Here is a 13,279-nt window from a genome sequence, read left to right on the forward strand (position 1 = left end):
GGGTTCCTCACAGGTCGAGATCGGGCACGTCGACCCGAACTTTCAGTGTATTGCGCGGGCCCGGGGCGCGACCCTTCGCTGGTCGTCTCGCCTTGATCGCGTGATTCACGACGGACGCCCGCAGGCTCTCCGCCACGCGGGGTCCGAGCGCGTAGTCGAAACGGATCAGCGCGCGCACGCCCTCGTCGCGCGGGAGCGGCCCGAGAACGGCTTCGCGATCGAGCTCGGGCACGGCCGAGCGCAGCGCGGCCAGTGCCGCATCGACCGCGGCGCGGGCGCCGTCGATCGACGCGACCCGCACGGTGGGCGGCATCCGCAGCGGAGCGCGATCGGCGAGCTCGGCGCGCGCGTACGCGGACTGCGTCCACGTGGCCAGAGCGCGCGCGACGGGACCGGCGACGCCGACCAGGTGCACCGGCGCGCCCGGCGCGGCGAGAGCGGCGGCATTCGACCACCAGCGCAGGCAGGACTCTCCGATGCGCAGATCCTCGGCGAGCAGCATCCGATCGCCATCCAGAAGGATCACCGCGCGGTAGCCGCCTGCGGCGAGAGGCTCCGCGCCGCGCGTGGCGACGACGAGAGACGGGCGCGCATCCACCGTGGACACGGGGTGGTCGCCGTCGGCGATGATGACCCGCACACCCGGAAACGCGCGGCCGAGCTCGTCGGCGGTGCGCTCGCTCCCCGAGGAGGCCATGCGCAGCCGCGTGGAGGAGCACTCCGGGCACATCCACCCGGGGATCGCGCGACCGCACCACGTGCACGTCGGCACCGCACCCTGCCTCGCTGCGTGCAGGGGTCCGCCGCAGTGGGGGCAGCGCGCCGGATGCCGGCACTCCGCGCATACGAGGACGGGGGCGTAGCCCGGGCGGGCCACCTGGACGAGCACCGGACCCTGCGCGAGCGCTTCCCGGGCTGCTGCGAAGGCGGCCGACGGGACGCGAGCACCGCGCGACTCGCCTTCGCGCGTCGCGCTGAGGACGACCCGGGGGCTCGTACGACGCGTCGCCGGCGACTCCCGGACCCACCCCACCGCGACGAGTCGCTCCACGTCCGTGGTGCGGGTGTGACCGGCAAACACGAGTGCACCGCCTTCGAGCTCCTGCCGGAGCAGCGCTGCATCGCGCGCGTGCACTCCGGGACTCAGCGGCTCGCCGAGCAGCGGATCACCGTCGTCCCATACGGCGATCAGCCCGAGCTCGTGCACGGGTGCGTAGACCGCGGAGCGATTTCCGATCACGACGCACGGCGACGCCGCAAGCGTCCGAAGGAACGCGCCGTACCGAGCGGGCGAGCTCTGCCGGGAGTCGTCGCGCACGAGCGCCGTCTCGGGGATCCTGCCCTCGAGTGCCGCTTCGAGCTCGGCGCGGTCCCGATGATCGGGCACGACGAGCACAGCGCTCCGCCCCGCTGCCAGCGTGCGCACCGCGGCCGCCGCGAGCAGCAGCGCCCAGGACCCGATCGGCGATCCGTTGGGCAGGAGCGCGGGAGCGGGCGGCGGGTCGACGGCGAGGCGCTCCCCCGCGTCGATCCCGGCACCGAGGCCATCGAACGCATCGAGCGTGCCGTTCGCCCACAGCAGGTGATCCGGGTCGACGGCGGGAGCCTCGGCGATTCCGGAGGCCAGCCAGGCCCTCTCGGCGCGCACCATCCGCTTCGGGATCGCCAGGCGCAGGATGTCGCTCGCCGACCCCGCGGCGCGGTCGGCGCATCGACGGGCGAGGGCGTAGAGGCGGGTCGGCAGCACCGCGACCGGCGAGACGACGGCATCGAGCTCCGAGAGCGGGCGGTCCGAGGCATCCGGCTCGCCCAGCTCCACGAGGAAGCCGTCGACCACCCGACCAGCCGTGCGCAGCGGCACGCGCACGCGCACGCCCGGCAGCGCCGAGTCGGCGAACTCGGAGGGGATCTCGTAGTCGAAGAGGCGATCGAGCTGCGGCAGCGGAGAGTCGATCAGCACGCGCGCGACTCTCCGCGCGGTCACCTGCGACCTCCGCGGACGCGCCGGGTCACGTCAGAGCCCGGCGGCGGCGCGCAGATCGTCGGCGCGGTCGGTGCGCTCCCACGTGAACTCGGGGAGCTCGCGGCCGAAGTGACCGTAGGCAGCGGTCTTCGCGTAGATCGGGCGCAGCAGGTCGAGCTGGTCGATGATCGCTTTGGGCCGCAGGTCGAAGACGTCGAGGATCGCTCGCGTGATCGCTTCGTCGGAGACCCGTCCGGTGCCGAAGGTCTCGACGTACAGGCCGACGGGCTTCGCCTTGCCGATGGCGTACGCCACCTGCACCTCGAGGCGGTCAGCGAGGCCCGCGGCGACGGCGTTCTTCGCGACCCAGCGCATCGCGTAGGCGGCGGAGCGGTCGACCTTCGAGGGGTCCTTGCCGCTGAAGGCGCCGCCGCCGTGCCGCGACGCGCCGCCGTAGGTGTCGATGATGATCTTGCGACCCGTGAGCCCGGCATCGCCCTTGGGTCCGCCGGTCACGAAGGGTCCGGCGGGATTGATGTAGAACTTCACGTCGGGAAGCTCGAGACCGGTCGACTCGAGAACGGGGTCGATGACCTCGGCGCGGACCGCGGCCCGCAGCGCCTTCTGCGAGATGTCGGGCTGGTGCTGGGTGGACAGGACCACGGACTCGACCGTGCGCGGTGTGGCACCGTCGTAGCCGAGCGTCACCTGAGTCTTGCCGTCCGGACGCAGGAACGGGAGCTCACCGGAGCGACGCACGGCCGCGAGGCGCTCGGCCAGGCGGTGCGCCGTCCATGCCGCCATGGGCATGAGTTCCGGAGTCTCGGTGGTCGCGTAGCCGAACATGATGCCCTGATCGCCCGCGCCCTGCAGGTCGGCCGGGTCTTCGGAGCCGTCCTCGCGGCGCTCGAACGCCTTGTCGACGCCCGCCGCGATGTCGGACGACTGCGCGCCGATCGACACGCTGACGCCGCACGAGTCGCCGTCGAACCCGGTCTCGCTCGAGGTGTAGCCGATGCGGTTCACCACGGAGCGGACGATCGCGGGGATCTCCACGTACGCGGAGGTCGACACCTCGCCGGCGACGTGGACCAGCCCGGTCGTGACCAGGGTCTCCACGGCCACGCGACCGCGCGGGTCTTCGGCGAGGATCGCGTCGAGGATGCTGTCGGAGATCTGATCGCAGATCTTGTCAGGGTGCCCCTCGGTGACGGATTCGGATGTGAACAGACGAAGGTCGGTCATCGATGCTCCAGGTCGGATGAGTGCAGGCACCAGTATGCCCCCGGACACGGACAAGGCCGCGCCGGGGGCATCAGAAGGTCACAGAGGTCAGTCGAGTGCGCGCAGACGCAGCTTGTCCTCGTGGATCTCGTGCATCGCGATCGTGAGCGGCTTGTCCTCGACGGTGGAGTCGACGAGCGGGCCCACGTTGTCGAACAGGTTCCCCTCGTGCAGGTCGGAGTAGTAGTCGTTGATCTGGCGCGCGCGCTTGGACGCGAAGATCACGAGCTGGTACTTCGAGTCGACCTTCTCGAGAAGGCTGTCGATGGGGGGCTCGATGATGCCCTGGTTCGTTCCTGCCATGGGAATCCTCCTGGATCGTATGACGGGTGGAGAGGTTCGGGAGCCCCGGACGTGCCGGGGCATCCCACCATTCTACGTCAGCGGGTGAGATTCAGCGCGCAAGCCCGGCGACCTCGTCGGCCGCGCGCGCCACGTCGTCGTTCACGACGCGATAGTCGAACTCCCCCTGCGAGGCCAGCTCGGTCTTCGCGGTGCGCAGGCGACGCGCGCGTTCCTCGTCGCCCTCCGTGCCGCGACCGACCAGACGCTGAACGAGCTCGTCCCAGCTCGGCGGGAGCAGGAACACCAGCGTCGCCGAAGGATCGGCGGTGCGCACCTGCCGCGCGCCCTGCAGATCGATCTCGAGGAGTGCGGTGCGTCCGTCGGCGAGCACGCGTTCGATCGGCGCGCGCGGCGTGCCGTAGCGATAGGCGTTGTGGACGGTGGCGTGCTCGAGCAGCTCCCCCGCCTCGACGAGCCGGTCGAACTCCGCGTCGTCGACGAAGAAGTAGTGCTCGCCGTCCACCTCGCCGGGGCGGGGGGCGCGCGTCGTCGCCGACACCGAGAGGTGGATCTCGGGGTGGTGCTCCTTGATGTGTGCGGCGACCGTTCCCTTGCCGACCGCGGTGGGTCCGGCGAGCACGACGAGACGACTCCGCCCGCCCCGCGGCTCGAGCTCGGGCCAGCGCTCGTCGAGAAAGCGTCGCAGGTGCGTGCGCTGCCGCGAACCCAGGCCGCCGAGTCGCTTCACCGGCGAGATCCCCAGGTCCGCGAGAATGCGGTCGCGCTTGCCTTCGCCGATCGCGGGGATGCTGGTGAGGAACTCCGTCACGCGCATGGCGCCGGCGGGCGATGCCGGGTCCGCCAGGGCGCGCCGCAGCAGCTCCTGCGGAGTGATGACGCGCATCGACACGTCCTTCTTGAGCGCCGCCCTCTCGCGGCGCGCCGCGACGGCGCGCCGGGATGCCGCGACCCGGTCGACCTCGGGGGGCGTGCGGGAATCAGCCACGGGGTCCTCCGTACAGCGCAGCGCGCTCCTCGATGCGCCGGGCGAGGCCCGCCGGGCCGGCGGACAGGATGCTGCGGCTCTCGCTCGCGATGACCTGGCCGGCCACCGGGCCGAAGAGCGTCGCCAGGTCGGCCGGATCCGCGCCCTGTGCACCGAAGCCGGGAGCGAGGATCGGCGCTCCGCGGAGGGCGTCATCGGTCAGGCCGATCGCGGCCCGGTCGACCGTCGCACCGACGACGAGGCCGACCGGTCCGAGCCCGCCCGCGAACGCGGCCGAGCCGTTGACCCATGCGATGTCCCGCGCGACGCGCTCGGCCACGGTCTGGCCGTCGCTCGCGGCGACATCCACCACCTGTGCGCTCTGCAGCGCGAAAGCTTCGGGGTTGCTGGTGGCCGCGAGCACGAAGGCGCCCTTGCCGTGACGGATCGCCGTCGTGAGGGTCGCCCGCAGCGAGTCCGGCCCGAGGTACGGGCTCAGCGTGACCGCATCGGCCTCGAGCGGTGACCCGGCCTCGAGCCAGGCGGCCGCATACCCCTCCATCGTGGTGCCGATGTCGCCGCGCTTGGCGTCGGCGATCACGACCAGGCCGGCGTCGCGCGCCTCGGCGAGCACGTCCTCGAGCGCCGCGAAGCCGGCCGAGCCGTAGCGCTCGTAGAACGCGACCTGGGGCTTCACGATGCCGACGCGCCCTGTTGCGGCTTCGACCACGCGCAGGCCGAACTCGCGGGCCGACGTGGCGGAGGCATCCATTCCCCACTCCTCGAGGAGGGCCACGTGCGGGTCGATGCCGACGCACAGAGGGCCGTGCGCCGCCAGAGCCGTCGCGACCCGATCGCCGAATGAGCTCACGTGCGCACCGCCCGATCGATCGCGTACTCCTGGAGGCTCTTCACAGCGAAGCCCTCCCGCAGCACGGGAAGCGCGCTCACCGCAGCGCCGAGCACCGCCATCGTGGTGAACAGCGCCTTGTCGGCGGCCACGGCCGCCGCGCGGATCTCGTAGCCGTCGGCGCGGGCGGCACCGCCGGAAGGGGTGTTCACGACGATGTCGATGTCGCCCGCGTTGATGAGGTCGACGATGTTCGTGGCGCCGGATTCCTGCGTCTCGGAGAACTTGCTCACCACGCGCACCGCGATGCCGTTGCGGGCGAGGATCTCGGCGGTGCCCTCGGTGGCGACGAGGTCGAAGCCGAGCTCCTGGAGGCGATGCGCGGGAAGGATCACGGCGCGCTTGTCGCTGTCGGCGACGGAGATGAAGACGGTGCCGGACTGCGGCATGCCTCCGTAGGCCGCCTCCTGCGACTTGGCGAACGCCGTCGGGAAGTCGCGGTCGATGCCCATGACCTCACCCGTCGAGCGCATCTCGGGGCCGAGCACCGAGTCGACGGTCTGACCGTCGGCGGTGCGGAAGCGCTTGAACGGCAGCACGGCCTCCTTGACCGCGACGGGAGCGTCCAGCGGTACGCGGGAGCCGTCCTGCGCGGGGAGGAGTCCCTCTGCCTTGAGCTCGGCGATGCTCGCTCCCGCCATGATGCGCGACGCGGCCTTCGCGAGCGGGATGCCGAGCGCCTTCGACACGAACGGCACCGTGCGGCTCGCGCGGGGGTTCGCCTCGATGACATAGAGCACACCGGCCGAGATGGCGAACTGCACGTTGAGCAGCCCGCGCACCCCCACGCCCTCCGCGATCGCACGCGTGGCCTCGCGGACACGGTCCACGTCGGTGCGGCCCAGACTCACGGGCGGCAGGGTGCACGAGGAGTCGCCGGAGTGGATGCCGGCCTCTTCGAGGTGCTCCATGACGCCGCCGATGTACAGCTCGTCGCCGTCGAACAGCGCGTCGACGTCGAGTTCGATCGCATCGTCGAGGAAGCGGTCCACCAGCAGCGGAAGCCCGGGACCGATGATCGCCTCACCCGCGACGCGCACGAAGTAGTCGCGCAGCGCCTCGGTCGAGTAGACGATCTCCATTCCGCGGCCGCCGAGCACGAAGCTCGGCCGGACGAGCACGGGGTAGCCGATCTCTTCGGCGACCGCGACCGCGCCGTCGGCGTCGATGGCGGTGCCGCTGCGCGGGGCCACGAGTCCGGCGGCGTCGAGAAGACGCGAGAAGAGCTCGCGCTCCTCGGCGAGGTCGATCGCGGCGGGCTGGGTGCCGAGGATCGGGTACCCGGCCTCCTCGATGCCCTTCGCGAGTCCGAGAGGCGTCTGGCCGCCGAGCTGGCAGATGACGCCGAGGATCGTCCCCGACTGCGCTTCCGCGTGCAGCACCTCGAGCACGTCCTCGAGCGTGAGGGGCTCGAAGTAGAGGCGGTCGGACGTGTCGTAGTCGGTCGACACGGTCTCGGGGTTGCAGTTGACCATGACGGTCTCGTAGCCGGCCTCCGAGAGGGCGAACGACGCGTGCACGCACGAGTAGTCGAATTCCACGCCCTGGCCGATGCGGTTCGGACCCGAGCCGATGATGACGATCTTCGTCCGCTCGGACGGCGTCACCTCGGTCTCGAAGTCGTAGCTCGAGTAGTGGTACGGCGTGAGCGCCGGGAACTCCCCCGCACAGGTGTCGACCGTCTTGTAGACGGGCCGGATCGAGAGGGCGTGACGGATGCCGCGCACCTCCGCCTCGGTTGTGCCACGGAGCTGCGCGATCTGGGCGTCGCTGAAGCCGTGCTCCTTCGCGACGCGCAGGGTGGCGGCATCCAGCTCCCCGGCCTTCGCCACGAACTCGGCGACCTCGTTGATGAGCACGATCTGGTCGAGGAACCACGGGTCGATCTTGGTGGCCTCGAAGGCCTCCTCGACCGAGGCCCCCCGCCGCAGAGCCTGCTGCAGCACGACGATCCGACCGTCGGTCGGCTTCTTCGCGATCTCGAGCAGCTCTGCCGCCGAGCGCTCCTCGTCGCCCCAGTGGAAGCTCGACCCGCGCTTCTCCAGCGAGCGGAGCGCCTTCTGCAGCGCTGTCGCGTAGTTGCGCCCGATGGCCATCGCCTCGCCCACCGACTTCATGGTGGTCGTGAGGGTCGTGTCCGCCGCCGGGAACTTCTCGAAGTTGAAGCGGGGCACCTTGACGACGACGTAGTCCAGGGTCGGCTCGAAGCTCGCCGGCGTCACCTTCGTGATGTCGTTCGGGATCTCGTCGAGCCGGTATCCGATCGCCAGCTTCGCGGCGATCTTCGCGATCGGGAACCCGGTGGCCTTCGAAGCGAGCGCGGACGAACGCGAGACGCGCGGATTCATCTCGATGACGATGATGCGTCCCGTGGCCGGGTCGACGGCGAACTGGATGTTGCAGCCGCCGGTGTCCACGCCGACGGCGCGGATGATGTCGATGCCGATGTCACGGAGCTTCTGGTACTCGCGGTCGGTCAGCGTGAGCGCCGGGGCGACGGTGATCGAATCGCCGGTGTGGACCCCGACCGGGTCGACGTTCTCGATGGAGCAGACGACGACCGTGTTGTCGGCGGTGTCGCGCATGAGCTCGAGCTCGTACTCCTTCCACCCGAGGATCGACTCCTCCAGGAGCACCTCGTTCGTGGGCGAGTCGTGCAGGCCCGCACCGCCGATGCGGCGGAGGTCGGTCTCGTCGTAGGCGAACCCGGAACCGAGACCGCCCATGGTGAACGACGGGCGCACGACCAGCGGGTAGCCGAGCTGCTCGGCGCCGGCGAGCAGCTCCTCCATCGAGTGGCAGATGACGGATGCCGCGACATCCGCCCCCGCATCGAGGACGAGCTGCTTGAAGATCTGGCGGTCTTCGCCCTTGTTGATCGCCTCGAAATCGGCGCCGATCAGCTCGACGTCGTACTTCTCGAGGATGCCGAGCTGGTGCAGGGCGATCGCCGCGTTCAGAGCGGTCTGGCCGCCGAGGGTGGGCAGGATCGCGTCGGGCTTCTCCTTCGCGATGATCGACTCGATGACGGCGGGCGTGATCGGCTCGATGTACGTCGCGTCCGCGAAGTCGGGGTCGGTCATGATCGTCGCCGGGTTCGAGTTCACCAGGATGACGCGCACGCCCTCCTCGCGGAGCACACGGCAGGCCTGCGTTCCCGAGTAGTCGAACTCGCACGCCTGCCCGATGACGATCGGGCCGGAGCCGATCACGAGGACGGAGTTGATGTCGTCGCGCTTAGGCATTCTTCTTGCTCTCCAGGGTTGCGACGACCAGGTCGCGGAAGCGGTCGAACAGGTAATGGGCGTCGTGCGGGCCGGCGGCGGCCTCGGGGTGGTACTGCACCGAGAACGCGGGGATGTCGAGGGCGCGAAGACCCTCGACGACACGATCGTTGAGGCCGACGTGGCTCACCTCGATGCGCCCGTACCCGTTCGGGCTGTCGAACTCGCCCTCGATGGGCGCGTCGACCGCGAAGCCGTGGTTGTGGGCGGTGATCTCGACGCGGCCGGTCGCCTTGTCGAGCACCGGCTGGTTGATGCCGCGGTGCCCGAACGGCAGCTTGTAGGTGCCGAGGCCCAGGGCGCGCCCGAGCAGCTGGTTGCCGAAGCAGATCCCGAAGAACGGCAGCCCGTCGTCGAGCACGCCGCGAAGCAGGTCGACGTGGTCGCCGGATGCCGCGGGGTCGCCGGGACCGTTGGAATAGAACACCGCGACGGGATCGATCGCGCGGATCTCGTCGATCGTGACGTCCTGTGGGAGGACGTGGACCTCGAAGCCGCGAGCCGCGAGATTGTCGACCGTCGCCTGCTTGACGCCCAGGTCGAGCACCGCGAGGTTGCCGATCCGCTCCCCCGTGGCCGCGGTGACCTCTGCGGCTGAGACCGAGACCTGTGCGGAGAGGTTCTGCCCCGCCATCTGCGGAGCCTCGCGCACCAGGCGGAGCTGCTCCTCGGTGTCCAGGGCTGCGGCGTCACCCGAGAAGATGCCGCCGCGCATGCTGCCGGCTGAGCGGATGTGCCGTGTGACGGCGCGCGTGTCGATGCCGCTGATTCCCACGACCCCGTCGTTCACGAGGGCGTCGTCGAGGGACTCGTCGGCGCGCCAGTTCGACACCACGCGCGAGGGGTCGCGGACGATGTAGCCCGACACCCAGATGCGGCGCGACTCCGGGTCCTCGCCGTTCATGCCCGTGTTGCCGATGTGCGGAGCGGTCTGGAGCACGATCTGGCCGGCGTAGGAGGGGTCGGTCAGCGTCTCCTGATAGCCGGTCATGCCGGTGGAGAACACGACTTCGCCCATCGTGGTGCCCTCGGCACCGTAGGCGCGGCCGACGTGGCGTGTCCCGTCTTCGAGGACGAGCACGGCGGGAGCGGTCTGGAACAGGGAGGTCATGCGTCGGTTCCCGTCTGGCTGGGGAGGAGGATGGCGGACACCGCGTCGGCGAGAGCGCGAGCCGAGGCATCCTGGGGGCGGAAGTAGGAGTCGACGACCGTGCCGTCGTCGGTGCGCCAGGAGAGGCGCGTGAGCCCGTCGCGCTCGACGACGCGATCGATCGCGACCGTGGACTGCGCCACCTCGACGATCCGGGCGGCGTCGAGGAACACACGGGGCTGGCCGGTCAGGTCGATCGCCACACCGGCCTCGGTCACGGTGACGTCGGCGCGCGAACGGAAGGCGAGACCCTTCACCGCGAGACGTTCGAGCGGCTCGCCGTGACGCGTGGTCGCGACGTACAGCGACGCGAACGCGGCGAGCACGGTGGCACCATCGGGCGCCTCCGCGACGGGCGCGACGATGCCGCTGTCGCGGCGGGCACGTCGGCGCCACGCCCAGACGCCGAGCCCGACGAGCGCCAGCGCGACGACGGCCGTGACGACGAGTGCGCCCTCGCGTGTCATGCGCGCACCCCCGGCGCGTCCAGAAGGGCGCCGTCGGCGACGGTCGCTGTGCCGTGGTGCAGCGTCCAGCGCACCTCACCCGGAAGCTGGCGGCCGAGGTACGGGGAGTTCACGCTGCGTCCGCGGAGGTCGGCTGTCGTGAACGAGCGCACCGGTGCCGGGTCGTAGAAGGTGATCGACGCCGGGTGTCCCGCCGTCAGCGGCGTGCCGTGGTCGGAGAGGCGCCCGATGCGCGCGGGCTCGCGAGACATGACGCGGGCGACGCCCGCCCAGGTGAGCAGGCCGGTGTCGACCATCGACTGCTGCACGACGCGCAGTGCGCTCTCGAGGCCCACCATGCCGTTGGCTGCGGCGTGCCACTCGCACGCCTTCGCCTCGGCCGGGTGCGGCGCGTGGTCGGTTGCGACGATGTCGATGGTGCCGTCGGCGAGCCCCTCTCGCACCGCGAGCACATCCTCTTCGCGCCGCAGCGGCGGGTTCACCTTGAAACGCGCGTCGTAGTCGCGCACGAGCTCGTCGGTGAGCAGGAGGTGGTGCGGCGTGACTTCGGCGGTGACGTTCACGCCGCGGCGCTTGGCCCATCGGATGATGTCGACCGACCCCGCCGTCGACAGGTGGCAGACGTGCAGGCGCGAGCCGACGTGCTCGGCGAGCAGCACGTCGCGCGCGATGATCGACTCCTCGGCGACCGCCGGCCAGCCGGCGAGGCCGAGTTCGGCCGAGACCGCGCCCTCGTTCATCTGTGCGCCCTCGGTGAGGCGCGGATCCTGCGCATGCTGCGCGATCACGCCGTCGAACGCCTTCACGTACTCGAGGGCACGGCGCATGATCAGCGGATCCCACACGCAGAATCCGTCGTCACTGAACACGCGCACGCGGGCACGCGAGTCGGCCATGGCGCCCAGCTCGGCGAGCCGCTCGCCCTTCTGTCCGACGGTGACCGCCCCGATCGGCTGCACGGTGACGAAGCCTGCGGCCTCCCCCAGCGCGAGCTCCTGCTCGACGACGCCGGCGGTGTCGGCGACAGGTGACGTGTTCGGCATCGCGAAGACGGCGGTGTAGCCGCCCGCCGCGGCCGCACGCGAGCCGCTGAGGATCGTCTCCGATGCCTCGTACCCGGGCTCGCGCAGGTGCGTGTGCAGGTCGACGAGGCCGGGGAGGGCGACGAGCCCTGCCGCATCGACCACGGTCGCGCCGGCGCGGCTCAGACCCGAGCCGACCTCGGCGATGATCCCGTCCTCGACGAGGATGTCGGCGGAGCCGGTGCCTTCGATCTGTGCTCCGCGGAAGAGAAGGGCCTCGGTCATGGGGTGTTCTCCTTCTCTCGGGTGTCTTCGCTGTGCTCCGCGCCCGCCAGGAGCAGGTAGAGCGCGGCCATGCGCACCGAGACGCCGTTCGTCACCTGCTCGAGCACGGTCGAGCGAGGTGAGTCCGCGGCTTCTGCGGAGATCTCGAGGCCCCGGTTCATCGGACCGGGGTGCATGACAATGCTATCCGCACCGAGCGCGTCCAGACGCCGCGCGTCGAGCCCCCACCGGCGGGAATACTCCCGTTCAGTGGGGAAATATGCCGCATTCATGCGCTCGAGCTGGATGCGCAGCATCATGAGGGCGTCGGGGCCGGCGGCGATCGCCTCGTCGAGGTCGTAGAGCACGCGGGCCGGCCAGGCCGAGACATCCTGCGGCACCAGCGTCGGCGGGGCGACGAGGGTGACATCGGCACCCAGGGTGGCCAGCAGCCACACGTTCGAGCGGGCGACGCGGGAGTGCAGGATGTCGCCGACGATGGTGACCCTCACCCCGGCGAGGTCGCGGCCGCGGCTGTCCGCACCGAAGCGGCGCTTGCGGATCGTGAAGGCGTCCAGGAGCGCCTGGGTGGGGTGCTCGTGCGTCCCGTCCCCCGCGTTGACGACCCCGGCGGTGATCCATCCGCTCGTGGCGAGGGTGCGGGGTGCGCCCGACGCGCCGTGGCGGATGACGACGGCGTCCGCACCCATCGCCTGCAGGGTCTGGGCGGTGTCCTGGAGGGATTCGCCCTTCGAGACGCTCGACCCCTTCGCCGAGAAGTTGATGACGTCGGCCGACAGCCGCTTCGCGGCGGCCTCGAACGAGATGCGCGTGCGGGTCGAGTCCTCGAAGAACAGGTTCACGACGGTCTTGCCGCGCAGCGTGGGCAGCTTCTTGACCTCGCGGCGCTGGGTGTCGGCCATGTCCTCGGCGACGTCGAGGATGCGCAGCGCCTCCTGGCGCGACAGGTGCTTCGTGTCGAGCAGGTGCCTCATGATTCGATCGTCACCTCCTCGCGTCCGTCGGTCTCGGTGAGGCGCACGTTCACGCGCTCGTCCCGCGAGCTCGGCAGGTTCTTGCCGACGAAGTCCGGCCGGATGGGCAGCTCGCGGTGACCGCGGTCGACGAGCGTGGCCAGCCGAACGGCCGTCGGACGCCCGATGTCCTGCAGGGCGTCGAGGGCGGCGCGGATGCTGCGCCCCGAGAAGAGCACGTCGTCGACGAGGACGACGATCCGGCCGTCGATGCCGCCCGCCGGGATCTGCGTAGGCTGCGGGGCCCGGGTCGGGTTGCGGTGCAGATCGTCGCGGTACATCGTCACGTCGAGCGCGCCGACGGGGACGGACGCCCCGCCGAACTCCTCGACGAGCGCGGCGATGCGGTGCGCCAGGGTGACGCCTCGAGTGGGGATGCCGAGGAGGACCAGATCCTGAGGGCCCCTGTTGGACTCGAGGATCTCGTGGGAGATCCTAGTCAGCGCTCGGGCGATGTCGGCCTCGTGCAGCACGGTTCGCGTGCTCATCCGCCGCTCCCTTCTCCGCCTCACGGGACGGGGTTAAAGGTTGCTGTGGTTCTCCGCGATCCTATCAGCGCGCGGGGGTCGTCGTCCGCTCGGATGACGGGGATCCACCCGTTCACTCGAGCCCACGGCGACCGAGCGACCGT

General features: G+C 70.8%; 11 protein-coding genes. All 11 read right to left on the reverse strand.

Annotation, left to right across the window (positions count from 1 at the left end; all coding sequences use genetic code 11):
- Positions 1-7 precede the first annotated feature (7 nt).
- The 11 genes from OL358_RS14120 to pyrR all read right to left on the reverse strand — a co-directional run bounded on the left by OL358_RS14120 (position 8) and on the right by pyrR (position 13,136).
- Positions 8-1,984 carry a primosomal protein N' gene (locus OL358_RS14120; protein ID WP_264710704.1) on the reverse strand — a complete coding sequence of 659 codons (1,977 nt, stop codon included), beginning with the start codon at positions 1,982-1,984 and terminating at the stop codon, positions 8-10.
- 30 nt (positions 1,985-2,014) lie between these two features.
- Positions 2,015-3,208 (reverse strand): methionine adenosyltransferase, encoded by a 1,194-nt coding sequence (gene metK / locus OL358_RS14125; RefSeq protein ID WP_264710705.1) that lies wholly within the window; start codon positions 3,206-3,208, stop codon positions 2,015-2,017.
- A gap of 87 nt (positions 3,209-3,295) precedes the next feature.
- Positions 3,296-3,550, reverse strand: coding sequence for a DNA-directed RNA polymerase subunit omega (rpoZ, locus tag OL358_RS14130; protein ID WP_264710706.1), 255 nt, complete (start codon positions 3,548-3,550; stop codon positions 3,296-3,298).
- A gap of 91 nt (positions 3,551-3,641) precedes the next feature.
- The gene (gene gmk, locus OL358_RS14135) at positions 3,642-4,538 is read right to left on the reverse strand and encodes a guanylate kinase (RefSeq protein WP_264710707.1); all 897 of its coding nucleotides are present in this window, start codon (positions 4,536-4,538) and stop codon (positions 3,642-3,644) included.
- Positions 4,531-5,388, reverse strand: a complete 858-nt coding sequence (gene pyrF / locus OL358_RS14140; RefSeq protein ID WP_264710708.1) for an orotidine-5'-phosphate decarboxylase — start codon at positions 5,386-5,388, stop codon at positions 4,531-4,533. The genes gmk and pyrF overlap by 8 nt, the downstream gene beginning before the upstream one ends.
- Positions 5,385-8,672 (reverse strand): carbamoyl-phosphate synthase large subunit, encoded by a 3,288-nt coding sequence (gene carB, locus OL358_RS14145; RefSeq protein WP_264710709.1) that lies wholly within the window; start codon positions 8,670-8,672, stop codon positions 5,385-5,387. The genes pyrF and carB overlap by 4 nt, the downstream gene beginning before the upstream one ends.
- Complete coding sequence (gene carA / locus OL358_RS14150) at positions 8,665-9,822, reverse strand: glutamine-hydrolyzing carbamoyl-phosphate synthase small subunit (protein ID WP_264710710.1); 1,158 nt, start codon at positions 9,820-9,822, stop codon at positions 8,665-8,667. Before carA ends, carB begins: the two co-directional genes overlap by 8 nt.
- Complete coding sequence (locus tag OL358_RS14155; protein WP_264710711.1) at positions 9,819-10,328, reverse strand: hypothetical protein; 510 nt, start codon at positions 10,326-10,328, stop codon at positions 9,819-9,821. Before OL358_RS14155 ends, carA begins: the two co-directional genes overlap by 4 nt.
- On the reverse strand, positions 10,325-11,635 hold the full coding sequence (locus tag OL358_RS14160) for a dihydroorotase (RefSeq protein WP_264710712.1): 1,311 nt from the start codon (positions 11,633-11,635) through the stop codon (positions 10,325-10,327). Before OL358_RS14160 ends, OL358_RS14155 begins: the two co-directional genes overlap by 4 nt.
- Positions 11,632-12,609: an aspartate carbamoyltransferase catalytic subunit gene (locus OL358_RS14165; RefSeq protein WP_264710713.1), complete on the reverse strand. Its 978-nt coding sequence runs from the start codon at positions 12,607-12,609 to the stop codon at positions 11,632-11,634. The genes OL358_RS14160 and OL358_RS14165 overlap by 4 nt, the downstream gene beginning before the upstream one ends.
- The gene (gene pyrR, locus OL358_RS14170) at positions 12,606-13,136 is read right to left on the reverse strand and encodes a bifunctional pyr operon transcriptional regulator/uracil phosphoribosyltransferase PyrR (RefSeq protein ID WP_264710714.1); all 531 of its coding nucleotides are present in this window, start codon (positions 13,134-13,136) and stop codon (positions 12,606-12,608) included. Before pyrR ends, OL358_RS14165 begins: the two co-directional genes overlap by 4 nt.
- Positions 13,137-13,279: the final 143 nt, after the last annotated feature.

It is taken from the genome of Microbacterium sp. SSM24 (assembly GCF_025989145.1).
Lineage (GTDB): Bacteria > Actinomycetota > Actinomycetes > Actinomycetales > Microbacteriaceae > Microbacterium.

Bases quoted from the DNA above. Each gene is read 5' to 3' on its own strand.
- metK (WP_264710705.1), bottom strand. From the start codon at position 3,208: ATGACCGACCTTCGTCTGTTCACATCCGAATCCGTCACCGAGGGGCAC.
- rpoZ (WP_264710706.1), bottom strand. From the start codon at position 3,550: ATGGCAGGAACGAACCAGGGCATCATCGAGCCCCCCATCGACAGCCTT.
- carB (WP_264710709.1), bottom strand. From the start codon at position 8,672: ATGCCTAAGCGCGACGACATCAACTCCGTCCTCGTGATCGGCTCCGGC.
- carA (WP_264710710.1), bottom strand. From the start codon at position 9,822: ATGACCTCCCTGTTCCAGACCGCTCCCGCCGTGCTCGTCCTCGAAGAC.
- OL358_RS14155 (WP_264710711.1), bottom strand. From the start codon at position 10,328: ATGACACGCGAGGGCGCACTCGTCGTCACGGCCGTCGTCGCGCTGGCG.
- OL358_RS14160 (WP_264710712.1), bottom strand. From the start codon at position 11,635: ATGACCGAGGCCCTTCTCTTCCGCGGAGCACAGATCGAAGGCACCGGC.
- OL358_RS14165 (WP_264710713.1), bottom strand. From the start codon at position 12,609: ATGAGGCACCTGCTCGACACGAAGCACCTGTCGCGCCAGGAGGCGCTG.
- pyrR (WP_264710714.1), bottom strand. From the start codon at position 13,136: ATGAGCACGCGAACCGTGCTGCACGAGGCCGACATCGCCCGAGCGCTG.